25 protein-coding genes are annotated in these 24,281 nt (G+C 37.7%); 3 read left to right on the top strand and 22 right to left on the bottom strand.

The genetic code is table 11. The annotated features are described in order from the left end of the window. Positions 1-215: 215 nt before the first annotated feature. The 22 genes from hpf to pomA form a co-directional block, all read right to left on the bottom strand. The gene (gene hpf, locus ACE1OF_RS04275) at positions 216-572 is read right to left on the bottom strand and encodes a ribosome hibernation-promoting factor, HPF/YfiA family (protein WP_448892999.1); all 357 of its coding nucleotides are present in this window, start codon (positions 570-572) and stop codon (positions 216-218) included. A 234-nt stretch (positions 573-806) separates the two neighbouring features. After that, positions 807-1,280: a phosphatidylglycerophosphatase A family protein gene (locus tag ACE1OF_RS04270; RefSeq protein ID WP_448892998.1), complete on the bottom strand. Its 474-nt coding sequence runs from the start codon at positions 1,278-1,280 to the stop codon at positions 807-809. 39 nt (positions 1,281-1,319) lie between these two features. Beyond that, positions 1,320-2,294, bottom strand: coding sequence for a thiamine-phosphate kinase (gene thiL, locus ACE1OF_RS04265; RefSeq protein WP_448892997.1), 975 nt, complete (start codon positions 2,292-2,294; stop codon positions 1,320-1,322). Positions 2,295-2,332: 38 nt separating this feature from the next. Continuing rightward, positions 2,333-2,749, bottom strand: coding sequence for a transcription antitermination factor NusB (gene nusB / locus ACE1OF_RS04260; RefSeq protein ID WP_448892996.1), 417 nt, complete (start codon positions 2,747-2,749; stop codon positions 2,333-2,335). Positions 2,750-2,759: 10 nt separating this feature from the next. After that, on the bottom strand, positions 2,760-3,224 hold the full coding sequence (gene ribH, locus ACE1OF_RS04255) for a 6,7-dimethyl-8-ribityllumazine synthase (protein WP_448892995.1): 465 nt from the start codon (positions 3,222-3,224) through the stop codon (positions 2,760-2,762). Between the two features lie 185 nt (positions 3,225-3,409). Next, entirely contained in the window at positions 3,410-4,180 is a 771-nt protein-coding gene (locus ACE1OF_RS04250) for an MlaA family lipoprotein (protein ID WP_448892994.1), read from the bottom strand. Positions 4,181-4,288: 108 nt separating this feature from the next. Next, positions 4,289-4,750 carry a DUF2802 domain-containing protein gene (locus ACE1OF_RS04245; RefSeq protein ID WP_448892993.1) on the bottom strand — a complete coding sequence of 154 codons (462 nt, stop codon included), beginning with the start codon at positions 4,748-4,750 and terminating at the stop codon, positions 4,289-4,291. Between the two features lie 94 nt (positions 4,751-4,844). Beyond that, positions 4,845-5,339, bottom strand: a complete 495-nt coding sequence (locus ACE1OF_RS04240; RefSeq protein WP_448892992.1) for a chemotaxis protein CheW — start codon at positions 5,337-5,339, stop codon at positions 4,845-4,847. An 84-nt stretch (positions 5,340-5,423) separates the two neighbouring features. After that, positions 5,424-6,236 carry a chemotaxis protein CheW gene (locus tag ACE1OF_RS04235; RefSeq protein WP_448892991.1) on the bottom strand — a complete coding sequence of 271 codons (813 nt, stop codon included), beginning with the start codon at positions 6,234-6,236 and terminating at the stop codon, positions 5,424-5,426. A 5-nt stretch (positions 6,237-6,241) separates the two neighbouring features. Then, positions 6,242-7,015: a ParA family protein gene (locus ACE1OF_RS04230; RefSeq protein WP_448892990.1), complete on the bottom strand. Its 774-nt coding sequence runs from the start codon at positions 7,013-7,015 to the stop codon at positions 6,242-6,244. A 66-nt stretch (positions 7,016-7,081) separates the two neighbouring features. Beyond that, a complete protein-coding gene (locus ACE1OF_RS04225) occupies positions 7,082-8,062 on the bottom strand; it encodes an OmpA family protein (RefSeq protein WP_448892989.1) in 981 nt (326 codons plus the stop codon). Then, a complete protein-coding gene (locus tag ACE1OF_RS04220) occupies positions 8,059-8,805 on the bottom strand; it encodes a flagellar motor protein (RefSeq protein WP_448892988.1) in 747 nt (248 codons plus the stop codon). The genes ACE1OF_RS04225 and ACE1OF_RS04220 overlap by 4 nt, the downstream gene beginning before the upstream one ends. After that, positions 8,798-9,925 carry a protein-glutamate methylesterase/protein-glutamine glutaminase gene (locus ACE1OF_RS04215; protein WP_448892987.1) on the bottom strand — a complete coding sequence of 376 codons (1,128 nt, stop codon included), beginning with the start codon at positions 9,923-9,925 and terminating at the stop codon, positions 8,798-8,800. The genes ACE1OF_RS04220 and ACE1OF_RS04215 overlap by 8 nt, the downstream gene beginning before the upstream one ends. Positions 9,926-9,957: 32 nt before the next feature. After that, positions 9,958-12,096, bottom strand: coding sequence for a chemotaxis protein CheW (locus ACE1OF_RS04210; protein ID WP_448892986.1), 2,139 nt, complete (start codon positions 12,094-12,096; stop codon positions 9,958-9,960). A 13-nt stretch (positions 12,097-12,109) separates the two neighbouring features. After that, positions 12,110-12,853 carry a protein phosphatase CheZ gene (locus ACE1OF_RS04205; protein ID WP_448892985.1) on the bottom strand — a complete coding sequence of 248 codons (744 nt, stop codon included), beginning with the start codon at positions 12,851-12,853 and terminating at the stop codon, positions 12,110-12,112. Positions 12,854-12,928: 75 nt separating this feature from the next. After that, positions 12,929-13,312, bottom strand: a complete 384-nt coding sequence (gene cheY / locus ACE1OF_RS04200; protein ID WP_242287081.1) for a chemotaxis response regulator CheY — start codon at positions 13,310-13,312, stop codon at positions 12,929-12,931. A 56-nt stretch (positions 13,313-13,368) separates the two neighbouring features. Next, complete coding sequence (locus tag ACE1OF_RS04195) at positions 13,369-14,088, bottom strand: RNA polymerase sigma factor FliA (protein ID WP_448892984.1); 720 nt, start codon at positions 14,086-14,088, stop codon at positions 13,369-13,371. 81 nt (positions 14,089-14,169) lie between these two features. Beyond that, a complete protein-coding gene (locus ACE1OF_RS04190) occupies positions 14,170-15,012 on the bottom strand; it encodes a MinD/ParA family ATP-binding protein (RefSeq protein WP_448892983.1) in 843 nt (280 codons plus the stop codon). 79 nt (positions 15,013-15,091) lie between these two features. Further along, positions 15,092-16,690: a flagellar biosynthesis protein FlhF gene (gene flhF / locus ACE1OF_RS04185; protein WP_448892982.1), complete on the bottom strand. Its 1,599-nt coding sequence runs from the start codon at positions 16,688-16,690 to the stop codon at positions 15,092-15,094. A 103-nt stretch (positions 16,691-16,793) separates the two neighbouring features. Next, the gene (flhA, locus tag ACE1OF_RS04180) at positions 16,794-18,896 is read right to left on the bottom strand and encodes a flagellar biosynthesis protein FlhA (protein ID WP_448892981.1); all 2,103 of its coding nucleotides are present in this window, start codon (positions 18,894-18,896) and stop codon (positions 16,794-16,796) included. A 295-nt stretch (positions 18,897-19,191) separates the two neighbouring features. After that, the gene (locus tag ACE1OF_RS04175) at positions 19,192-20,133 is read right to left on the bottom strand and encodes a flagellar motor protein MotB (RefSeq protein WP_448892980.1); all 942 of its coding nucleotides are present in this window, start codon (positions 20,131-20,133) and stop codon (positions 19,192-19,194) included. 26 nt (positions 20,134-20,159) lie between these two features. Next, on the bottom strand, positions 20,160-20,927 hold the full coding sequence (pomA, locus tag ACE1OF_RS04170; protein ID WP_448892979.1) for a flagellar motor protein PomA: 768 nt from the start codon (positions 20,925-20,927) through the stop codon (positions 20,160-20,162). 261 nt (positions 20,928-21,188) lie between these two features. Here pomA and xseB point away from each other — a divergent pair, with 261 nt between their 5' ends. Genes xseB through dxs form a run of 3 tightly spaced genes read left to right on the top strand, consistent with a single transcriptional unit; the run spans position 21,189 to position 24,269 of the window. Further along, positions 21,189-21,455, top strand: a complete 267-nt coding sequence (gene xseB, locus ACE1OF_RS04165) for an exodeoxyribonuclease VII small subunit (RefSeq protein ID WP_448892978.1) — start codon at positions 21,189-21,191, stop codon at positions 21,453-21,455. After that, entirely contained in the window at positions 21,452-22,342 is an 891-nt protein-coding gene (ispA, locus tag ACE1OF_RS04160) for a (2E,6E)-farnesyl diphosphate synthase (protein WP_448892977.1), read from the top strand. Before xseB ends, ispA begins: the two co-directional genes overlap by 4 nt. A gap of 55 nt (positions 22,343-22,397) precedes the next feature. Beyond that, the gene (gene dxs / locus ACE1OF_RS04155; RefSeq protein WP_448892976.1) at positions 22,398-24,269 is read left to right on the top strand and encodes a 1-deoxy-D-xylulose-5-phosphate synthase; all 1,872 of its coding nucleotides are present in this window, start codon (positions 22,398-22,400) and stop codon (positions 24,267-24,269) included. Positions 24,270-24,281: the final 12 nt, after the last annotated feature.

The following is a 24,281-nucleotide window of genomic DNA, read 5'->3' as shown; positions in this document are numbered from 1 at the left end:
ACCAGCTATTGACGCGAAATTTGCCTTGAATTAAGAAAAACTATCAAGCTAGAGATATATTATAAAAAATTTTATCGATATTTCAATTTGTTAGCTATCTCTTAAACCGAGTTCAGGTTAAGTAAGTAGAACACAAAAAAGCTACGAATTACTTTTAAAGGTAATGTCATAGCTTTTCAATTTTTAAGCTTTTGCTTTATCGCTTATGATAAGACTTATGCTAAATTCATTTCTTGTACTTTTTCATGCGCAATTTCTGGCGCTGTACTTTGAGGTTTTTCATGTAAGTTGGCTTTCAGTTGCCCTTTTCGATGTTTTAGTGCCGCATCGAGTTTTTTTATACCGCTAGCAATCGCTGGGTACATTACGTCATCCATACCTTTAACTGATACTCGTGCGCCTTCATAATTCGTTACTACTTCAACTTGATATTTGTTGTGTTCTTTGGAGATGATAACGTCTAAGGCTATCAACGTTGGAAAGTGGTTTGCTATTTTTGAGAATTTTTCATCTATATCCTCTTTAACTGAAGGGGTTATTTCAACGTGGTGACCAGAAAGATTAATTTTCATAGGTATTCCTTTTAACATTTACTTTAAACATTTACTTTTAAAAAAGTACGGCTAACTAAAGTTGCGATTTAAAACGTTGCTATATAAATAACGTCCTATTAAATAGCTGAGGGCATAAAAATAAAAAACAAGCGTTAGACGTTTTTATTTATGCTCTATTTAAAAATAGCGCATAAATATAAGAATTACTATAGTGTTATGTAAAGAAATATTTCTTTATTTAGACTGTGTAGTTTAAAAAACCAACTGCATGATAATTAAAGAAAAAATACCAGCTAAAATATCATCTAGCATGATGCCTAAGCCCCCTGATATTTTTTTATCAATAAAAGAAATAGGCCACGGCTTTAAAATATCAAAAATGCGAAATAATACAAAACCCACAACAATACTTTGCCAACTAATTGGCGCCATAATCATGGTAATAAAGTAACCAGCAAACTCATCCCAAACTATCGCGGGGTGGTCGTGAACACCAACATCGTCTGCCGCTTTACCGCAAATATAAATACCAACAATACTTACAATGACAACCGCCAACACGTAAACGATTGGAGTAAGCATTGATAACAACAAAAACAGTGGAATGGCAGCTAACGTGCCAAATGTTCCTGGTGCTTTTGGGGCTAAACCACTACCAAACCCTAATGCTAAAAATTGAATAGGTTGCTTGAGATCAAATTTAACCTTTGCCTGTGTATGTTTCATATTATTTTTTAGACGCTATTTGTCCGTTTTAAACAGACGTTAGGTATTGTTTGGTGATGAGAAGTGCTCAAAACATGAATTTTTAATAGGCACAGGTTTATTATTTAACGTGGTAGAGATGGTTTGTGATGCATTAATTTGGCCGATACAAGTGATAACAACACTTGTATGAGATAAGGCGGTTTCTAAGCCTACTTTCTTATCTTCAGACACTGTAAATAACAATTCATAATCATCGCCACCATTCAATGCAAGGTCGATTGCGTCATCAAATAATAATGATTTTTTCATGGCATCAGACAAAGGAATAGCGTCTAAAACTACATTAGCCCCTACATTAGACGCTTGGCAGAGATGGCCTAAATCAGCAAGTAAGCCATCTGAAATATCAATAGCTGCAGAGGCGTATTCACGTAATGCTTGCCCTGCAAGCACACGAGGTCTGGGAAAATCTAATTTTCGTTGAACATGATCAATTGTATCTTGTTCAGTTAATATATTTTCTTTTAGGTGTTGTAAAGCTAACGCCGCATCACCAAGATCACCCGTAACATAAAGCCAGTCACCCGGTTTTGCACCTGCACGTGATAAATAATCCCCTTCGGGAGTAAATCCTTGTGCTGTAATAGTAATACTTAATGGGCCTTGTGTTGTGTCACCACCAATCAACTGTACATTATAAAATTCACATAATTCAAAAACACCAGCACCAAACTCACTTAACCATTCGTCGTTAACATCAGGTAAGGTAATAGCCAACGAAATCCAACTTGGTTTCGCTCCCATTGCTGCTATGTCAGATAAATTTACGGCAACGGCTTTGTGGCCAATCGCTCTAGGAGAGGTTCCTAAAGGAAAATGTACACCCGCCACTAACGTATCAGTAGTGACGACAAGGTTTTGTTTATCTGCACTTGAAACAACGGCGCAATCATCGCCTATGCCAAGCAATACATCTTTTCGTTTAACGGCTTGCTTGGTAAAAAATTGTTTTATTAGTTCAAATTCTTTCATAGACTTAACGATTTATTCTCTGCTGTTTATTTGTTGCATTAAGTTTGAGGACGAATTAGCTTTACGGCTTTATCTAAAACGCCATTGATAAATTTATGACTGTCGTCTGCAGCAAATATTTTAGCTAATTCAATCGCTTCATTAATAACCACGCGATAAGGAACGTCTTGACAATCACTCAACTCATAAATAGCAACACGTAAAATAGCTTTTTCAACTTGATCAATGTCTTCAAGCGGACGATCAACATGAGGTGTAATAGCAAGGTCAATTTCAGTTACATTTGCTGTGACACCACGCAATAATTGCTGAAAATATTCAATGTCAAAACGACGTTTACTATTATCAGTAATAAAACCAACTTCAACGTCAGTAACTGAATTTTGACTAATTTGCCACGAATAAACAGCTTGCACTGCCAGCTCACGTGCTTTTCTTCTAGGAGAAGGTTTCACTATAATTTTCCTAAATTTGAGAGAGAACGTTAACCATTTCTAATGCACCAAGAGCCGCTTCTGCACCCTTATTACCTGCTTTAGTTCCTGCTCGCTCAATGGCTTGTTCAATAGAGTCTGTGGTGATAACACCAAAAGAAACGGGGATTTCTGATTCTAAACAAACTTGCGCTAAGCCTTTATTGCACTCACCAGCAACAAAATCAAAATGTGGTGTACCACCACGGATAACAGCCCCTATGGCAATAATTGCATCAAAGTCACCTTTGTTAGCAAGTTTTTTAGCTGCTAAAGGTAATTCATATGCGCCTGGTACACGAACAACAGTAATGTCATCATCATTAACACTGCCATGACGTTTAAGTGCATCAATGGCGCCTTCTAATAAGCTGTCAACAATAAAGTGGTTAAAGCGTGATACGACGATAGCAAATTTTTTGCCTTTTGCTTGAAATGAACCTTCAATAATATTCATCTAATTGTTTCCAATAATATTTATATCTAGTTAATAACGCTGTTTTGGAGTAAACAAGCGTTAATCAAATTGATATCAGTAAAAAATTGCCGCAATTCTAACAAATTACGGCTAACTTCGGTATAGGTTTATAGCTTTTAATATGAATATTTAAATGAAGAGGAATTATTCATTCAATTTATGCATTAATTTTCAAGTTGCTCTAATAATGCTTCTATTTCAGCTTCTTTATCTTCATCAATGACAATCGGGGGGTTACCATCATATAAGCGATAGTTCATATTTTGGAAATACGCATTTTTGATAAATTCATAAGAGTCTGTTGATTCTGATATTAATTGCTCTTGATCACGCACTGAGGCACGTCCTTCTAAAGCAAGTATGCTTAAACGTAACACATTTGGCCAAAAGTCTATAACAGCTAACGGCCAATATAACTTATCTACATAGTCCCCTACTTCTTCTCTTACTGAACTAGGGCCAAGCGCAGGTATTACGATATAGGGACCATCACCAACGCCATAACTTCCTAATACTTCACCAAACTCTTCTTGATCGCCAGACCATCCAAAATCACTTGCGGGATCATAAAAGCCAAACAACCCAATGGTTGAATTTAACAGAAAACGCCCTGTACTTTTTGATGCATTAACAAACTTTAACTGTAATAAATTGTTAATGATGTTAGAGGGTTCATTTAAGTTTAAGGCCATATTATGAAGACCTGTTCTTAAAAAAGACGGAGTGTAACTGGTGTAAAACTCTGAAACAGGTTTAGCAACATACTTATCCGCATAGTCCCATGTGAACGTCCAAAAAGGCCTGTTAATTGCCTCAATAGGGTCACGTGGATCACTATAATCATCATGGTTATCTGGAGTGCTTGAGCAACCAGAAAGAATGAAAAGAAATGATATAAATACAAGTCGAAAGTATTGTTTTACAGAATGCTTCACTGAAAATGGTTCCTTGCCATGTTTATACAAAATAATTTAATTGAAAATATGTATGGAATGATAAAATGCATATTCTAACGTGCTTCCCTGATAAAACGCTATATGCCTTTAAGTTTTATTTTGATAAACAGAGATTAGCATTTCAACCTCTGCATAAGGTAATTCGCATTCAGTCACGATTTCTTCAATATCCGCGCCTGTTTTTGCTAACTTAATTGCCCGAGAATAAAATTTGTCTTCACCCTGATCGGTTTGTAATTGAGAGATAAGATCTTGCTGAGACGTTATTTGAGATTGCAGTGTTTTTATTCTATGTTCGAGTTGTTTTGAAATAAGTGCATTTTCATTGATTGTTTGCTCTTGCTTAATGGATAACTCATGCATTGTTTTATTTAGGTTTTCATTGGTTAGTTGTAAATTATTTATAACTAATTCAAGCGCTTGATATTGTGATTCATAAACAGCAAATTTAACCTTATATTTCTTTGCTAGAACAAAGAAGCAAATAAAGCTAAAAATGCTGAATACAAGTGCAAACACAGCAATAATAGGTACTGCTAGCAAGGACATAAATCGGTGAACTTAAGCGTAAGTATAATAAACATAACCATAGTATTAATGGCAAACTATTCTAAACTGATCTCATCAAGGCATCATAAAGCCATTAGAATTGTTTTAACTCATCCCATTCGTCGTCGGATAATAACTTATCTAAATCAACTAAAATCAGTAGTTCGCCTTCTCGGTTAGAAACACCTTGTATAAACTGAGCACTTTCTTCGTTACCAACATTTGGCGCATCATCAATTTCAGACGCTTTTAAATAAACCACTTCAGCGACACTGTCTACCAATATACCAATCACTTGCTTTTCAGACTCAATAACAACCACTCGCGTGTTATCGGTCACTTCACGCGGTGCTAAACCAAATCGAGCACGCGTATCAATAACCGTGACTACATTGCCTCGTAAATTAATAATACCAAGCACATAAACTGGTGCACCAGGCACTGGGGCTATTTCGCTATAACGTAAAACTTCTTGAACTTGCATTACGTTAATACCGTAGACTTCATTTTCTAACTTAAACGTTACCCATTGAAGTACTTCATCCTTTTCGCCTGTCTTACCGTTGGAAATTCGTCTTTCATCAGACATACCACTTGCCCCTCAATTATTTAAGAACTTACAATATTGCAATTATATAAAAATCAGTGTTATTAAAGCTAATACTTTATAGTATTAATCATCTTGATAGATTCCGCTACCATCATTAAGCAATTGCACTAATGAATCTACATCAAGTAAGGCACACATTTTATCTTTCACCAATCCTGCTAACCATGGGCGCTTACTTGGCGAGTCTAACCACTTTACTTCATCTTCGTTCAATACAACCGTATCTACTAGGTTTTCTGCCGTTAATCCCCAACCGCTATCTTTAAGCATAATAACATATTGATAATTTAGCGAACTTTTCATTTCTTCGTTACATTTTTCTGGCATTACCCACATTGCTGTGTCTACTACATTAATTTTTTCATCTCGGTAAAGCATAACGCCTTTAAACCAGCTAGGTTTTCCCATTAACGTTGTTGTTTTGTCAATTTTATGTATGCCACCTAACTCAATTAATGGCACTGCCACAGTTAAACCAGCGACATTAAAAAACAGCGCTTGAAACCCACCCTTTCGATAAGCCTTAGTTTCTTGAAGTGGTAGTGCACCGGTACTTTTACGGGTAACTAAAGGGTCTGGTATATCTTCTGCAATGTTTTCTGCGATATTTTCTGCAACAATAGTGTCAACACGCGTTTTTTGAATCTCATGTTGTTTAGACGAGTTTTTATGCGTGCTAATAACATCTTCTTTAACTTTTAGATCTACACTGACATTTTTTAGTAGGGCTTCTAAACGTTCCGTTTCAGCAAGCTTAGTATTGGTACTATTTTTTGAGGAATCTTGAATATTTTCTTGCATAACGGGATCATCTGTCAATAATTCAGACAGATAATTTGTCATTACTTTTTTACTTGCTGATAATGGTTTTGACATTTAGTTTATGCTCTGTGTGAGATTTTTAGTAAATATTCTAATAAGTTTTTATATGCTAAAACTCCTCGGGTATTTTCTGCAAAATGCGATGGTACTTGTTGTGCTAAACTGGCATTTCTAAAGTTGGTGTCAATAGGTATGACACCTGACCATACCTTTTCCTGATAAGTTTCTTGCAATTGTTTATACGCTAAAAGGGATGCTTTGGTGCGTTTGTCAAACATGGTTGGAATAATGGTATATTCAAATGGTTTATCTTGTTCTAGTTGCATCATATCCATTGTTTTTATCATGCGATATAAACCTTTTAATGCTAAGAATTCTGTTTGCACTGGTACTAATATTCGGTCTGCGGCAGCTAATGCATTTACCATTAATACACCTAAAATGGGGGGACAATCAATTAACACAAAATCATAACATTGTGCTATTTTAAACATGGCTTTTTTTAATACTAAACCCATACCACCTTTTGCTCCTAATGAGCGATCGAGCGTTGCTAGCCCCATGGTTGCAGGCAAAATATCTATATTTTCATATTGTGTTGGGCATAAGCTTTGTAATATTTGTTCTTTTGATGCAACTTGAGTAAATAAATCATAAACACTTAAGTCTAAATCTTCCGATTCGACACCAAAATAATAAGTCAAAGAAGCGTGCGGATCAGTATCAACTAGCAATACTTTTTTGCCAAGCTCTGCTAATACGCCTGCTAAAGCAATTGTAGTCGTGGTTTTACCAACACCACCCTTTTGATTTGCTACCGTCCACACTTCCAATTGTTTTTCCTACCATTCAATTAATTAGTGAAATCATTTTACTGCTTAGATTGTCTTTAACCATTTTTAATTATTATTTTCTGAAATACGCTCATCATCTTTTCTAGTAGAGATTCTAATACCCCCATTAGGTAAACGAATGACTTGAATTTCATTTGCAGTTTCTTCTGGTACAACATCGGTTGTTATCGCTTCAACCTTTTTAATCTCAGTGGTTGGTGTATTAAGTAAATTTGCTTCTTCTAGCCCATATTTTGAAATTGCCACGACAACTTTTCTATTTTTTGCGCGTCCTTGAGCCGTTGTATTGTCTGCCGTAGGATAATATTGCCCATAACCTTCTATCGCCATGCGTGCTGGAGTGACACCTTGTTTTTCTAATACTCTTAAAATAGCGGTAGCTCGGGCAACAGATAATTCCCAGTTAGATGAAAAAATTTCATTGTTGATCATTTGATCATCTGTGTAGCCTCTTACTCGCACAAAGTTGTTTGCTTCACCAATAACATCATAAATAACGCCTAATATATTAACAGCCGAATTAGTTACCGATGCAGAGCCGCTTGGGAATAATAAAGCACTATTTAATTCTATTTCTAACCAATCACCATCAATTTGCAATTGCGCAAAACCAGATTCAATTAATTCATAAAGGGCCGTATGCAGTTCGTTTTCTAAAGACGTTAAATGACTGCCTATTTTAGAATCTGAAATATTAGAAAGTGTTTCTTCTCCTTCAAGTAGTTCAGCGCCTGCGTCTTCAAGAATACCGTTTCCAAATAACCTTTTATCCGTTTTACTGCTATTAACGTTGAGGATATCATCACCATGCCCTCTATTTTTAAGTTTTTCATCGTCAGCCTGAAAAACACGACCAACTGATTCAGTAATTGATTCAAATGGCTTTTCATTAACCATAGCCATAGCATATAACACTACAAACAAAGCGAAAAGAAGTGTCATGTAGTCAGCATAAGACACTAACCAGCGATGTACATTATCATGCTCTACATGATGTCTTCTTTGGCTTTGGCGAAAATTTCTCACGTATTTAACCTAAAAGCCGATAACTTATTCTCAATGGCATGTGGGTTATCTCCACGAGCAATAGCCACTAGGCCTTCCATAATCATTTCTCTGTACATGGTTTGTTGGTGTATGATCTCTTTTATTTTATTTGCTACAGGTAAATATAATAAGTTAGCAAAACCAACCCCATAAATAGTTGCAATAAATGCGGTGGCAATACCTTGTCCAAGAAGTGCGGGTTCAGTTAAGTTATTCATCGCGTGAATTAAACCTAGAACCGCTCCTAAAATACCAATGGTTGGGCTGTATCCTCCCATTGATTCAAAAACGGTAGCCGAACGTAAATGATGTTCTCGATAAACATCTAAATCTAACTCAAGTGATACTTGCAAATTTTCTAATTCAACGCCATCTACGAGTAAATTTAGCCCTTTTTGAGTATAACTATCGTATTCATCCAAGGCTTCGTTTTCAAGCGCTAAATATCCTAATTCTCTTGACTTAACCGCCCAAAGAACAATTTTTTCAATGCCTTTTTCTATGTCATAATTGGGTGGCGTAAAAACCCATTTCAATAATGTCAGGGCATGGTAAAACTGTGCACTTGACGATTGCAACATAACAGCACCTAATGTGCCGCCTACAACAATGATAAAGGCTGGCAATTCAAATAAGGCGAGAATTGAGCCACCATCTAAAATAAAGCCCAAATAAATAGCAAATAAAGCAACAACAAGACCAGTAATACTGAGCTTATCCATGCTTAACTTCCTTAATTATAGCACTAGATATTTCATCTAAGGGTAAGGACAATTGTGAAATACCCGCTACGGCAACGGCTTGCGGCATACCATAAACGACACAACTTTGTTCGTCCTGTGCCCATATTGTGGCACCTTTTGTTTTTAACATGCGTGATCCTTCTCTGCCATCTGATCCCATGCCAGTTAAAATAACGCCAAGAACCTTTCCACCAAATATTTTAGCCGCAGAACCAAAACTAACATCAACACTCGGTTTAAAAGCTATTTTTAATGAATCGTCTTCAATTATTTTAATTTTTGCGGCACTTTCCGAACCTGTAATAATCATTTGTCGCCCGCCAGGAGCAAGGTAGGCACAACCTGGCTTAAGAATATCGCCATTACTCGCTTCTTTCACATTAATTTTACACAAAGAGTTTAATCTTGTAGCAAAAGCATTGGTAAATGTTGCAGGCATATGTTGCACCATAATAATAGGCAATGGGAAATCTTGGGGGAATTCAGTTAATATTTTTTGTAGCGCAACGGGACCGCCTGTTGACGTTCCAATAGCTAACAAAGCATATTTTTTACCTGAAGATGCTTTCTTCATATTCGCAGAAGAGACTTGTTCTCCTGCAGGTTGTCTTGTTCTAATAGTAGGTCTTGAGCTTTGAGCAGGATCTTGAATAGAATGATTAGAAGTTCTATCGCGTGCTATATTAGCCTTACTAACTCTGCTTTTTGTGGCTAGCTGAATGACACGTTGTCGTAACAAACTACCCGCCATTTCACTGTTTTGAGCAATTTCGTTAAATTTTTTAGGTAAAAAATCTAATGCGCCAGCTTCTAAGGCATCCAGTGTCGATTTTGCTCCTTGATGTGTTAACGAAGAAAACATCAGTATAGCCGTTGGCGACTGCGCCATTATTCTTTGTACTGCGACAATGCCATTTAAAACGGGCATTTCAACATCCATGGTGATTACATCAGGCTTTAGCGATAACGCTTTGTCTACTGCTTCTTGTCCATTTACAGCAACATCGATAACTTCAAGCAGTGGATCCCTATTTAAAATATCAGTGACTCGTCGTCTAAAAAAACTCGAATCATCAACAACGAGCACTTTGTAGGTCATTTATTTCCTCTACTGTTTTATATATGCGACTTTTATGAACGCAGTTTTTTATTCACGGGTGATTTTTTCGCATAAAACTTTAACATGTTAGGTATATCTATAATGAGTGCAATACCACCATCACTAGTGATAGTTGCTCCTGCCATACCTGGAGTACCATGTAATAATCTATCAAGTGGCTTAATCACCACTTCTTCTTGACCAATTAATCGGTCAACTACGAAAGCAACTTGCTGATTACCTAATTGCACAATAACCACATGCCCTTTATCACGAGGTTTATCTTCATAGTTTCTGACAAGCCACTGATCTAAGTAAAATAGTGGGATCGCTTTTTCACGAACAATAATGGTTAACTGCCCATCCACACGGTTTGTATTGGTTAAATCTAAATGAAATATTTCATTTACTGCTGCTAGTGGCAAAGCAAAGGTCTGCTCACCAACAACGACCATTAAGGTTGGTAAAATAGCTAATGTTAGAGGCACTTTTATTTCTAAAATAGTACCAACACCCATTTCTGAGTCAATATTAACAGTACCATTGAGTTGGGTAATTTTTGTTTTAACAACATCCATACCAACACCACGGCCTGACACCTCTGATATTTCAGTTTTAGTAGAAAACCCAGGTGCAAAAATCAAACTGAAGGCTTCGGTATCAGACATTCTTGCTGCTGCATCTACATCAAGCACACCACGGTCAATCGCTATTCCTTTCAGTTTTTCAGCATCCATACCTGCACCATCATCTTTAATGGTTAACAGGATATGGTCTCCTTCTTGTGATGCTGATAAAGTAACAGTACCTTGACGAGGTTTGCCTTTTTCTTCACGGATACTCGGTTCTTCAATACCATGGTCAACAGAATTACGTACCAAATGCACTAATGGATCCGCTAATGCTTCAACTAAGTTTTTATCTAAATCTGTGTCTTCTCCCACCAGTACTAGTTGAATATCTTTATTCAGACTACGTGCTAAATCACGTACAACCCGAGGAAAACGACCAAATACTTTTTTAATTGGCTGCATTCGGGTTTTCATTACCGCACCTTGCAGATCGGTAGTGACTGCATCTAAATTTGATACCGCTTTGGTTAAGTCTTCATCGTCAGAAGTTAACCCTAAACTGGTTAGGCGATTTCTAACTAAAACTAATTCGCCAACCATATTCATGATTTTATCTAGCCGTTTAGTATCAACACGTACCGTTGTTTCTCCTTGAGGAGTTGCGGGTTGTGCTGCTTTTTTGGGCGCAGGTGCTGGCGTAGGTTTGTTAGCTTGTGGTGCAGGACTAGAAGATGCAGGCTGTGCAATAGGAGTCGCAGATGACGCTGGCACATCACTAGGTCGAGTACTTGATGCAGCTATTTCTTCAGATGACTTGGCTTCACTGGGTTTTGGTGCATTACCTTTGCCATGTAACTCGTCAAGCAAACTTTCAAATTCGTCATCATTAATTTCATCATCCGAACTAGCTGTAGAGGTTGTAGAATTGTTTATATCTGACGAAAAGGCGCCTTGTCCGTGTAGTTCATCTAATAAAGATTCAAATTCATCATCAGAAATATCACCACTCGTATCAGTACTCGCTGAGTTATCATCCGAAGGTATAGTGTTTGCTGAAGGGCTACCACCACCATGCAATTCATCAAGCAAACGTTCAAACTCGTCTTCACTCATATCATCGCTAGCATCTGATATTTCTTCTTGATGTGTAGCTTCTGGTGGAGCAACAACAGGTTCAGGAATTGGTGTTTCAACCACGGGCGCAGCGTCTTCAGGTTGACTTAAGCGGCGTAATTCTGCAAGTAATGCAGCATCGGCCGTGGTCAATGGTTCTCTGCTTTTGACTAAGTCAAACATATCATTAATCGTGTCAAGTGCAGATAATATAGTATCCATTAAATCAGCATTAACGGTACGTTTTCCTGTTCGCAGTAAATCGAATATATTTTCTGCGCCATGACAAACGTCAACAAGCTCATTTAAAGCCAGAAAGCCTGCGCCACCTTTTACGGTGTGGAAGCCTCGAAAAATAGCATTGAGTAAATCAGCATTATCAACATCATTTTCAAGCTCAACTAATTGCTCAGAGAGCAATTCAAGTATCTCACCTGCTTCGACTAAAAAGTCCTGTAGAATTTCTTCATCTGCTTCAAATGACATTCACTAACTCCTGTTAAAAACCTAAACTTGATAAAAGATCATCAACATCATCTTGATCTTCTACAACATCATCTCTTTCTTCCGCATTAACAATTGGCCCTTCAACTAAGTTTTCACCCACTTTAGGTGCAGACTTTTCTCGTTCACTGTCTGCTGTCATACCAAATGCAGTTAACATATTGATTAAACTTTCTTCAACTTCTCTAACTAAGTCAATAACTTTTCTAATAACTTGTCCCGTTAGATCTTGAAAGTCTTGCGCCATTAATACGTCGGTCATTAAACTATGGATATGCGTGGTTTCTTTGCCTGTTGTCGCTAATAAACAATCAAGATCCACACATAATGCTTTAAACTCTTTAAGCTCAATCTCATTATTCATTAATTTAGTCCATGCGGGGTTAACAGCACGGACTTGATCAGCAATGTTATCAAGCACTGGAAAAATAGATTCTACTGCATCCATTGTTTTGTTTGCGGCTTCTTCGGTGCTGGTAATAACATAATTTAAACGTTCTTTTGCATCAGGAATATCCGCTGTTGCTAAATCACTTAATCGTGAATCAATGTTGAAATTTGTTAAAGAGTCATGCAGTTGACGAGTTAATTTACCGATTTCAGCAAATAAATCAGAATTAATTGGATTTTGAATCTTAGAAATAAGCTCATCGGCTTTTTCTTGCTGATCATTTTCTAAAAATTCAACTAGAGACCTAGCCTGTTCTAATGAAATTCGTCCCACCATTGCCATATTCATGCAATATCCTCAACACTTAATCAAAGCACTAACAAATGTTTTTTGTGGACTGTAAGCAGCCCACCTAAATAAAAACTAACCTAAACGTTCGAAGATTTTATCTAATTTCGTTTTTAAGGTAGCAGCAGTAAATGGTTTAACAATATAACCATTTACACCTGCTTGAGCTGCCATTACTATTTGCTCTTTCTTTGCTTCAGCTGTAATTAATAATACGGGGATGTGAGCTAAATTTGCATCTGCGCGAATAGCTTTTAACAAGTCAATACCTTGCATTCCCGGCATGTTCCAATCAGTGACAACAAAATCAAAATCGCCATTCTGAAGCATAGGTAAAGCTGTACTACCGTCATCCGCTTCTTGAATGTTTGTAAAGCCTAAATCACGTAACAAATTTTTCACTATTCGTCTCATAGTTGAAAAATCATCAACAACAAGCACTTTCATATTTTTATCCAAGACACCCTCCGGCTAAACATTCATATTTCTAAAGGTTAACATAATTATTATTGTACTTAACTTTGCCAAGATTGCATACGAGCTTTTAACCTGTGCATTGCTTGACTATGAATTTGGCTGACGCGCGATTCACTCACATCCAGTATTTGTCCAATTTCACGTAAATTCAATTCTTCATCGTAATATAGAGACAGTACTAGAGCTTCACGTTCTGGTAAAGTACTAATACACTCACTTAAACCTTTTTTAAAGGCTTTGTGCTCAATACTTTGATATGGGTCATCACTTTGGCACGTGCTATCAAGCATCAGTGCATCTTCATTCACGCCTAAGTCATTAATACCAAGTATTTTACCAGTACTCACTTCACTTAATATATGATGATACTCATTTAATGAAATTTCAAGCTTTTCAGCAACTTCTATATCTGTTACATCCCGCCCTAAACTGGCTTCTAGTTGCTTAATAGCTTCCGTAACCATACGGCTATTTTTATGCACTGACCTAGGAGTCCAATCTCCACGGCGCATTTCATCAAGCATCGCTCCGCGAATGCGAATACCTGCAAACGTTTCGAAACTAGCACCTTTGGTGTTGTCGAAATTATTCGCTGCTTCAAATAAGCCGATCATACCCGATTGAATTAAATCATCAACCATGACACTCGCAGGCAAACGTGCTAGCAAGTGATAGGCTATTCGTTTAACCAATACAGTATATTGTTCAAGTAACACTGTTTTGTCAATTGGGTTGATATAGGCATTAGTTTTTACCACTTTTTACTATTCCCACCAAAATTATTTTAAAATGCTTGTTGGGTCTTTAATGTTCAACAAACGAGTGATATTAATTAAAAGTTAGTAATCGAGTAATTGTTCAATAAAAAATTCCAAGTGACCTGATGCTTGATGCGGTACTGGCCAACGACTAAGATTTTTAGCCAAATCCTTAAATGCAATGGCTGCTGGGGAGTCTGGAAAGGCTTCAACAATCACTTGCTGCTTGCGCACTGATTTTCGAATATTTTCATCAAAAGGGATCACGGCAACTAATTCAAGTGCCACATCTAAAAACCTATCCGTAACTTTTGTCAATTTTGCAAATAATTGTTGCCCTTCTTTAGGACTGCGCACCATATTGGCAACCACTTTAAATTTGAAAACATTGTGATCTCGACTAAGTAATTTCATTAGTGCATAGCAATCGGTAATCGAGGTAGGTTCATCACATACAACTAACATGACATCTTGTGCTGCGCGAGTGAAGCTCAATACCATATCAGAGATACCAGCCGCCGTATCAACAATGAGTACATCAAACTGAGTTTTCATTTCGCTAAAAGCACGTATCAACCCTGCATGTTCTGCATGGGTTAGATCAACCATAGATTGAGATCCAGAAGTCGCTGGAATAATTTTTATGTTACTAGGGCCAGTGATAATAATATCATCTAGTTCACATTCACCTGATAACACATGGGAAAGATTACGTTGTACTCGTAAGCCTAACATAACATCAACATTAGCTAACCCCAAATCGGCATCTAAGACTAATACTCGTTTACCTTGTTGACCAAGAGCAACAGCTGTGTTTAATGAGACGTTGGTTTTACCAACCCCTCCCTTGCCACCTGAAACTGCTACTACTTTAACTTTTTTTAAGTCCTGCATTTTTCTTAAGCCACTCGCTTGATCTGACATTTATTACTTCTTATATTTCTCTTATATTATTGCTAGTAGTTAATGCATAGTTCACTAAAATACGTCAATTTAAACGCTGCTATACAGCTACGGCTTGCGTTCTTGGCATCGGCCTAACTGTTCGTTGAGCATAAGTGACATTGTTCTTTGCTGCCATTTTATCGGCAAGCGTAACTAATTTTTCAACATTTGCAACTTTAATATCTTCTGGCACTCTCTGCCCATCCGTAAGATAACCTATTGGCAAGCCATTTTGAATTGAAGTTGTAATTATTTCACCAATACTTACGCTTTCATCAAGTTTAGTATAAATAGAACCCGACAACGGTACTTTTTTAAACCTATCTACATTTTCTTGCATAACCTGTTGCTGGCTGTTAGCTGCAAGCACTAAATAATTTCTTATTCTAACGCGAGTATTAGCTACTAGGTTAGCTAAATTTTCAGCTAAACGAATATCTCTTTGTCCCATACCTGCCGTATCGATTAGAATTAATTTCTTGTTAGAAAACTGTTCAAGTAATAAATCTAATGCTTGGCTGTCTTTTGCCAACTTTACTTGGCAACCAATAATTTTTCCATAGGTTGCAAGTTGTTCAAAACCCGCTATTCGGTATGTATCTGTTGAAATCAGTGCAACATGCTCATGACCATGTACTTGTGCAAAACGTGCGGCAAGTTTAGCAATAGTTGTTGTTTTTCCTACACCTGTAGGACCAACTAACGCAACAACACCACCACGATGAATAATATCGTTTTGAGTTGTATTAAGTTGCTCACCAATTAGCTTAGTTGCTTGCTGCCATGCTTCAGTGTCATTATATTGACTAGGTACATAACCCGCTATTTGATCGGCAATTTGGTCATTTAAACCTAAACCTAAAAGGCGATTAACTAAGACCGCTCTCTGTGGTTCTTTTTGGGCCATCTCTTGCCACATCAAGCCCGATACTTGATGCTCTAATAACTTTCTAATAGAGGCCATTTCTTGCTGCATTTTATCAAAATTTTCTTGGGTAGCATAGCCATTTTGATCTGCCTGTTGCCCCGTAGACTGCTTTGTTTGTATTTTGCTTGCCATATGCTCAGCTTCTAAAGAAATATGATTTTCATCTTGTCCATTACTTTGTGTATTAACGGCTTCTGGCGAAAGAATAGTACCGTCAGGCTTAGAGTGGCGTAATCGCTCGGTAAAGCTACGTAGTTGATCTTCAATATTTTCATCTTGGCTAGGTATTTGAGGTTCTGCCCCTAAATTAATATGTTCGGTGCTGATTGGTAATGTGTTATTAGTATTGTTTACTGCCTCATTTATTTTTGGTTGATGCTGAACCTGTCTATTCAATAATGCAGATAGGCTATCTACAGGCATTTGTGTGTTTGTTGCAGTATTTGATTTGGTCTCTGATGCCCCTACCTCAGTTGATAGTGGTGATGATTGAGTAAGACTAACCGTATCATTTGATACTTCACGACTATTCTGCTCATCTTGACTGTGCGTACTACTTGTATGAGAAGTTTCTTGCGGTGTTGGTTGATTATAATCAACCGCTGCCATTAACTCGACGCCTTCAGGAATTTTTTTATTAGACATAATAACTGCATCTACACCTAATTCTTCTTTTATTTGGGCTAATGCGCTACGCATATCTTTGCCTACAAAACGTCTTATTTTCACAGTGAACTCCTCATTTAGTGCAATTTTCAAGTGTCGACTTGTGAAATAACCGACCGAATTTCGGCAATTTCATTACTCGCACTATTTTTCTCGTTACTTTTATTTATTGTCCAATGGCACTAACAATTTTAATTTGCTTGTCATCAGGTATTTCTTGATAAGAAATAACCCTTAAACTTGGTATAGTGTATTTTACAAATTTAGCCAGCACTGATCGTAGAATTCCAGAAGTTAACAATATTGGTGTATCGCCTGCCAATTCCTGCTGTTGAGCCCCCTCTGTTAAAGATTTCTGCAACCGTTCTGCTAATCCAGGTTCAATACCTGCGCCATCATCTCCTGCCATTTGCATAGACTGGTGCAACATCTGTTCCAACTCAGGCGCCAAGGTTATGACAGGTACTTCATGGGCTGGGCCAACAAGATCTTGGATAATAAATTTTCGTAAGCTAATTCTCACTGCCGCCGTTAGTACTTCGGCATCTTGGCTCTTAGGCCCATACTCAACCAAGGTTTGAATAATCGAACGCATATCACGAACAGCCACACCTTCATTCATTAAACTTTGTAGTACCTTAACAACAGTACCCAACGAAAGTGTATCTGGAATAAAACCTTCAACAAGTTTAGGATACGTTTTCGCTAGCATATCCAACAAGTTTTGTACTTCTTCATGTCCTAACAATTGAGAAGCATTATTCGTTAATATTTGGCTTAAATGGGTTGCTAATACAGTTGCTGAGTCAACCACGGTATAACCTAATGTTTGTGCTTGCTCGCGTTGATTTTGGTTAATCCAAACCGCATCTAAACCAAAAGCCGGATCTTTTGTGACAACCCCTTCAAGTTTACCAAACACTTGTCCTGGGTTAATCGCTAATGCTTGATCATGACGTATTTCTGCTTTACCAATTGTGACACCCATTAAAGATATTTGATAACTATTAGGGTCTAAGTCTAAGTTGTCACGAATGTGTACTGGCGGCACTAAAAAGCCAAACTCTTGCGACAACTTCTTACGTACACCTTTGATTCTGCTAAGTAATTCTCCACCTTGCGCTTTATCAACTAAAGGAATCAAACGATAGCCAATTTCTAAACCAATAACATCTACATGATGCACATCATCCCAATTCAATTCCTTAACTTCTTCTTCTTTTTGCTGCGTTTGCACTTGCTCTTCTTCTGCTATTTTTTCTAGCTCAATTGCCTTGGTAATTTTATGTCTGCTACCTACATAAGCCATGGCACCAATACCGACTGCAAACAGTAAAAAAGCAAAATGAGGCATGCCTGGTATAACACCCATGACAAACATAACCCCAGCTGCAATATAAAGTGATTTTGCTTGCCCTAACTGGCTACTTACTTGATCTCCCATATCTTGAGAGGTATTTTGACGTGTAACAACAATGGCTGTGGCAACAGATAATAATAAACCTGGTATTTGCGCCACTAAACCGTCACCGATAGTAAGTAATGTATAAATTTCAACCGCACTATCAAAGCTAAGTTCGTGCTGTACCATGCCAATAACTAAGCCACCAATGATATTAATGAATAAAATCAAAATACCGGCAATCGCATCACCTTTAACAAATTTACTGGCACCATCCATAGAACCATAAAAATCAGCTTCACTTGTTACTTCAATACGGCGTTCTCTTGCTTGTTCAGCGTTAATAAACCCCGCATTTAAATCAGCATCTATTGCCATTTGTTTGCCAGGCATAGCATCTAGCGTGAAACGTGCTGTTACTTCAGCAATACGCCCTGCCCCTTTAGTAACTACAACAAAATTGATAATAATGAGAATCAAAAAAACCACTAAACCAACAGCATAGTTACCACCAATAACTACTGAGCCAAAAGCTTCAATCACTTTACCTGCCGCATCAGTGCCGTCATGACCTTCAAGTAAAACAACCCGGGTACTCGCTACGTTTAGTGCTAAGCGCAAAATAGTTGCGATAAGAATAACAGAAGGGAATGAACCAAACTCTAGTGGTTTCAGGGTATAAACCGTAATTAATAGCACTACTAATGATAAAGCGATATTGAAAGAAAAAAGTACATCAAGCAGCCACGCTGGCATTGGTAAAATAACCATACCTAAAGCAGCCATAACTAATAGCGGTGTACCAAGCCCCGATATTTGGGATAAGTTTTTCTTATTAATTTGATTAAAATAGGTGGTTAATTGCATTGGATACAGCTTGCTCTTAATGATAAATTTTTGACGCTAATTAAGAATTAGCAAAAGCTATACCAACTAGGAGGATTATTTTAAGGGCTGTGCCGCAGTATCTTTATGGCTATAAATGCTCTTATTGTTTTAACAAATAAAACAATAAGAGCATCATTTGTAATATTCACCTATGATACACAGCATGGCGAAGGTAATCTTTAGTTAAGTGAATCAACTCAATAGTTAAAAAATCAATTTGATATTTTAACTATCTTACAACATCAAAGCTAACTATCTTGTCGCTAACATTGCATTATTGTGTTATTTGAATTGGCTCACTTTCTTTCGCTTTACCTTGATTAATTGAAATCTCAACACGGCGGTTTCGTCGACGATTTAACGCATTAGTATTAGGTACTAGTGGTCGGGTGTCTGCATGTCCAGCCACAATTAAACGTGTTTGGTCAAAACCTGGCACTTTAATCATTTCATGTGCAATAGCAACGGCTCGCTTACTTGATAAATCCCAATTTGAATCAAATAACTCTGAATCAACGCCACGGTTATCTGTATTCCCTGAAATCATCACTTCGCCTGGCATAGTATTGAGTAACTCACCAATTTGTCTGATAATAGGTTTGAACTTAGGTTGTAAAAATGCAGATCCGGAAGGAAATGAACCATTTTCTCGAATTCTAATAATAATTTGCTGTCCTAATGACTCAACTTCAATGGCACCATCTAAAATTTGTTGTTCAAGCTGTTCAGCCACTTTTTTCACTAAATCATTCACTTGCTCTTGTGCTGCTTTTTCCATTTGCTCTTGCGCTTGTCGCAAAGCCTGTGCAGATAATGAGTCTTCGGTATTTTGTGCGTTACCGCCACGTTCTTCCCCACGCTGCTCTTGACGCCCACCAGCAGAAGTTTCTTCACCTGCTTGAAATTCCAACATTTGTTGGGTCATTTCCATGGTTTGTTGCTGTAACAGCTCGATAGGCGTTGGATCAGGTTTTCCGGGCCTAAATTCCTGCGCAATAATACTTGTGCCTTTGGGGATGTCTTTTACTTCTATTTTATTTTGTACACCAAACGCAAACTTCATAGAACCTGCTATTTGTTTAAACTTCATCACGTCCATTTCAGAAAAAGACAATAGCAAAACAAAGAAGCACATCAATAATGACATGAGATCAGCGAAAGTTCCCATCCAAGCAGGTAACCCTGGAGGTGGGCATTTGCATTCTTGTTCAGCCATACAACCTCCCGTAGATTAATTCAGCGCTACTCGTCATCAGCAGTTCCAGCTTTACGCTTACCTTCAGCTAAATAATTTTTCAGTAATCCTTCAATAACACGCGGGTTTTGGCCATCTTGTATGCCTAGTACCGCATCAAGCACTAATTCTTGATTCATTTTTTCTTCAGCCATGCGCAACTTTAATTTAGACGCTAGGGGAATAGCGATAACATTTGCTAAAAAAGCACCATAAAGCGTTGTTAACAAGGCAACTGCCATAGCGGGGCCAATAGATTTAGGATCATCCATGTTAGATAACATGGCAACTAATCCAATTAAGGTGCCTATCATGCCCATTGCAGGAGCAACATCAGCCAAAGCCATCATCATATTAGAGCCTGATTCATGCCGCTCAGTAGTGAGGTTTATATCTTTTTGTAACGTAGCTCGAACGACATCGGCATCATGACCATCAACGAGCATGTCGATACCTTTTTGCATAAAAGGATTAGTTATTTCAGCTTCTTCAAGTGCTAAAAATCCCCCTTTACGTGCTGCATCAGCCATGTCTACTGCTTTCTCAATTAAATCTTCAGGCTTTTCTAACTTAAACATAAATGCTTTAGCGACTATTTTACCAATTCCGAAGAATTGCCCTAAACTGTAATTGGATAAAACAATAAAAATAGACCCCCCAAAAACAATTAAAACGGACTGTGTATCCGCAAACATCATAATGTCGCCTGACAACACCATCGCCATCACGAGTAAACAAATGGCACCAAGGATACCAATTAAGGTTGCTAAATCCACAAAACTCTCCTAAAACTGCAAAACTCATAATGTACTAATAAAATAATAGTACATTATGAGAAAACTATTCGCCATTACTTATCGCGTTATATGTTTATTATCGTCCATATAGTCAATAACTTAATACCTGATTTAGAATAATATTAACTAAAATTAGCACCAAGCTACGTTGACCATTGCACATAGCTAATGGTAAGTTTGCGCCTAGCGTTTAAAGAGTCTAGTGTATAAGCAAGCTGTTGTTTAAAAAGAAGGTCAAAAATGGCGAAAAAGAAATTAGAAAATTTGAGTTTTGAAGAGTCTCTTAATGAGTTAGATAGTATTGTTCAAAGTTTAGAGCATGGCGACCTAGATTTAGAAGAGTCAATGGCATTATTTGAAAAAGGTTTAACCTTAAGTAAATTAAGTCAAAACAAACTTCAATCTGCGGAACAAAAAGTAAAAATACTGCTTGAGAAAAATGGTGAGCAGCAGCTTCAAGAATTCGATTTACCTGAAAATAGTATTTCTTCAGGTGAACGTTCGTGAGTATATTAACTAACCATGAGCTTTTACAGGAACGTATTAACCAATTTTTAGCACAGCAACTTGAGCAACTACCTATCAATGATAAAAGACTCCATCAAGCGATGAGTTACGGACTATTAATTGGTGGTAAACGCATTCGTCCTTATTTAGCCTATATAACAGGCGAAGCACTCGGTGTTAGCTTACATGATATTGACGGTATAGCTGCGGCTATAGAATGTATACATGCCTACTCGCTATTACATGATGACTTACCCGCCATGGACGATGATGATTTAAGACGTGGAAAACCAACTTGTCATAAAGCGTTTGATGAAGCCACTGCAATTCTTGCTGGTGATAGTTTACAAACGCTTGCATTTGATATTCTAGCCAACCATAATTTTTCTGAGGCAATAAAGTCTAAGCAGCTTAAATTAATTCAACAACTCGTTTCTGCCGCTGGTTACCAAGGCATGTGTGGTGGACAAGCGTTAGATTTAGCCGCAACAGATGAACAAATTAATTTAGAACAACTAGAAACCTTGCATTCATTGAAAACAGGCGCATTACTTGAGGCTTCAGTACTAATGGCTACTGAGTGTGCCCCACATATTTCAACACAAGAGAAGCAAGCATTTAAACAGTACGCCCAACTTATTGGATTAGCTTATCAAGTTCAAGATGATATTATTGATATAACATCAACCCAAGAGCAACTCGGAAAGCCCACTGGTTCTGATCTTGCCTCCAATAAAAGTACTTACCCTGCACTGCTTGGTTTACAAGGAGCACAACAAAAAGCTGAAAACTTATTTCAACAAGCACTTCAAGCTTTGGCGAGTTTGCCTTACAATACACAATCCTTAGCTGATTTTGCTACATTCATTGTTAAACGTAGCTATTAAATAAAAGTATTAAAATAATAAATCAGTTAACACATAATTTAACTATAGAAAAACTATGACAAATCTTGCTGACTACCCATTGCTTGCCCAAATTAATTCGCCTAAAGACTTGCGTAACATCCCACAAGATCAGTTGCCGCGAGTCAGTAATGAGTTACGCAGGTTTTTATTAAATTCAGTCAGTAAGAGTAGTGGTCACTTTGCTTCGGGCCTTGGTACTATAGAGCTAACCGTCGCTTTGCATTACGTATATAACACACCTTTTGATCATCTAATATGGGATGTTGGTCATCAAGCTTATCCCCATAAAATTTTAACAGGACGCCGTGATCAACTTCATACGATAAGACAAAAAGATGGTTTACACCCTTTTCCTTGGCGTGAAGAAAGCGAATACGATACGTTAAGTGTAGGTCACTCAAGTACTTCCATTTCTGCTGCGCTTGGTTTATCAGTAGCAGCAGAAAAAGAAGGGCTAAATAGAAGAACAGTCGCCGTTATTGGTGATGGGGCAATGACAGCGGGCATGGCTTTTGAAGCGCTTAATCACGCAGGTGATATTAAAAAAGACATGCTAATTATCCTGAACGATAACGAGATGTCTATATCAGAAAATGTGGGCGCATTAAACAATCACTTTGCCAGAATGCTTTCAGGTAGCCTTTATACGGGAATTAGAGAAAGCGGTAAACGTTTACTGAACAACATTCCTCCTATCAAAGAATTAGCAAGCCGTGCAGAAGAACATTTAAAAGGCATGGTAGTGCCCAGTACATTTTTTGAAGAGCTCGGTTTCAATTATATTGGCCCTATTGATGGTCATGATGTTAATGGGCTCGTTGATACAATAAAGAACATGCGAGGCTTAAAAGGGCCACAGCTTTTGCATATAGCCACCAAAAAAGGTAAGGGTTACCAAGCCGCAGAGCAAGATCCCATTAAATATCATGCTGTACCTAAGTTTAATCCAAGTGATGATAATTTACCTAAAGCAAAAGCTTCTTTACCAACTTACTCACAAATTTTTGGTGATTGGTTATGTAAAACGGCTGAGATTGACAAGAAACTCGTCGCTATTACACCCGCCATGCGTGAGGGCTCTGGTATGGTTGAGTTCAGCCAACGTTTTCCTGACCAATACTACGATGTTGCTATTGCAGAGCAACACGCTGTAACCTATGCCGCTGGATTAGCTATTGGTGGTCAACGCCCTGTTGTTGCAATTTACTCAAGTTTTCTACAACGCGGTTATGACCAATTAATTCATGATGTTGCTATTCAAAACTTACCTGTGATGTTTGCAGTAGACAGAGCTGGCGTTGTCGGTGCTGATGGCGCAACACATCAAGGATTATTCGATTTAAGCTTTTTACGCTGTATTCCAAACCTAACAATTATGGCACCCGCCAATGAGCGTGAATGCCAATTAATGCTTAATACTGGGCACAAAGCAAGCACCCCAACGGTAGTACGTTATCCGCGAGGAAATGGTACGGGTGAAACCTTGCCAACGGTTAATGAGGTTATTGAAATAGGTAAAGGTAGAATAATTAATAAAACTCAAGCTGAGCAGAATAAAATAGCTATTTTAAGCTTTGGCACTATGTTGGCGGAAGCACACAAAGCTGCTATGGCATTTAGTGCAACACTGGTTGACATGCGCTTTGTTAAACCACTTGATGTACAGCTTATTAATGAACTTCATCAAACCCATGACGTTATTGTAACCATTGAAGACAATGCCATCGCAGGCGGTGCTGGCTCTGCTGTCAATGAATATATTCTATCGCAAGGTGAAGCGATTAGAATCCTAAATATAGGCATTCCTGATCACTTTGTTAAACATGGTACGCAAGAAGAGATTCATCAGGAGTTAGGACTAGATAGTGTAGGAATAATCACTAAAATAAATAACTTTATGGCTTAGTATTGTTCTCAA

This window comes from Colwellia sp. E150_009 (genome assembly GCF_053543955.1).
The sequence above is the reverse complement of the archived record's forward strand: the minus strand, read 5'-3'. Positions and strand labels throughout refer to the sequence as shown.

Coding starts and splice junctions, on each gene's coding strand:
- ACE1OF_RS04175 (WP_448892980.1), bottom strand. CDS start 20,133: ATGGCTGAACAAGAATGCAAATGCCCACCTCCAGGGTTACCTGCTTGG.
- hpf (WP_448892999.1), bottom strand. CDS start 572: ATGAAAATTAATCTTTCTGGTCACCACGTTGAAATAACCCCTTCAGTT.
- dxs (WP_448892976.1), top strand. CDS start 22,398: ATGACAAATCTTGCTGACTACCCATTGCTTGCCCAAATTAATTCGCCT.
- ACE1OF_RS04190 (WP_448892983.1), bottom strand. CDS start 15,012: ATGTCAGATCAAGCGAGTGGCTTAAGAAAAATGCAGGACTTAAAAAAA.
- ACE1OF_RS04235 (WP_448892991.1), bottom strand. CDS start 6,236: ATGTCAAAACCATTATCAGCAAGTAAAAAAGTAATGACAAATTATCTG.
- ACE1OF_RS04205 (WP_448892985.1), bottom strand. CDS start 12,853: ATGAATATGGCAATGGTGGGACGAATTTCATTAGAACAGGCTAGGTCT.
- xseB (WP_448892978.1), top strand. CDS start 21,189: ATGGCGAAAAAGAAATTAGAAAATTTGAGTTTTGAAGAGTCTCTTAAT.
- thiL (WP_448892997.1), bottom strand. CDS start 2,294: ATGAAAGAATTTGAACTAATAAAACAATTTTTTACCAAGCAAGCCGTT.
- ACE1OF_RS04215 (WP_448892987.1), bottom strand. CDS start 9,925: ATGACCTACAAAGTGCTCGTTGTTGATGATTCGAGTTTTTTTAGACGA.
- ACE1OF_RS04245 (WP_448892993.1), bottom strand. CDS start 4,750: ATGTCCTTGCTAGCAGTACCTATTATTGCTGTGTTTGCACTTGTATTC.
- ACE1OF_RS04240 (WP_448892992.1), bottom strand. CDS start 5,339: ATGTCTGATGAAAGACGAATTTCCAACGGTAAGACAGGCGAAAAGGAT.
- ribH (WP_448892995.1), bottom strand. CDS start 3,224: ATGAATATTATTGAAGGTTCATTTCAAGCAAAAGGCAAAAAATTTGCT.
- ACE1OF_RS04220 (WP_448892988.1), bottom strand. CDS start 8,805: ATGGATAAGCTCAGTATTACTGGTCTTGTTGTTGCTTTATTTGCTATT.
- ACE1OF_RS04270 (WP_448892998.1), bottom strand. CDS start 1,280: ATGAAACATACACAGGCAAAGGTTAAATTTGATCTCAAGCAACCTATT.
- flhA (WP_448892981.1), bottom strand. CDS start 18,896: ATGCAATTAACCACCTATTTTAATCAAATTAATAAGAAAAACTTATCC.
- ACE1OF_RS04210 (WP_448892986.1), bottom strand. CDS start 12,096: ATGTCATTTGAAGCAGATGAAGAAATTCTACAGGACTTTTTAGTCGAA.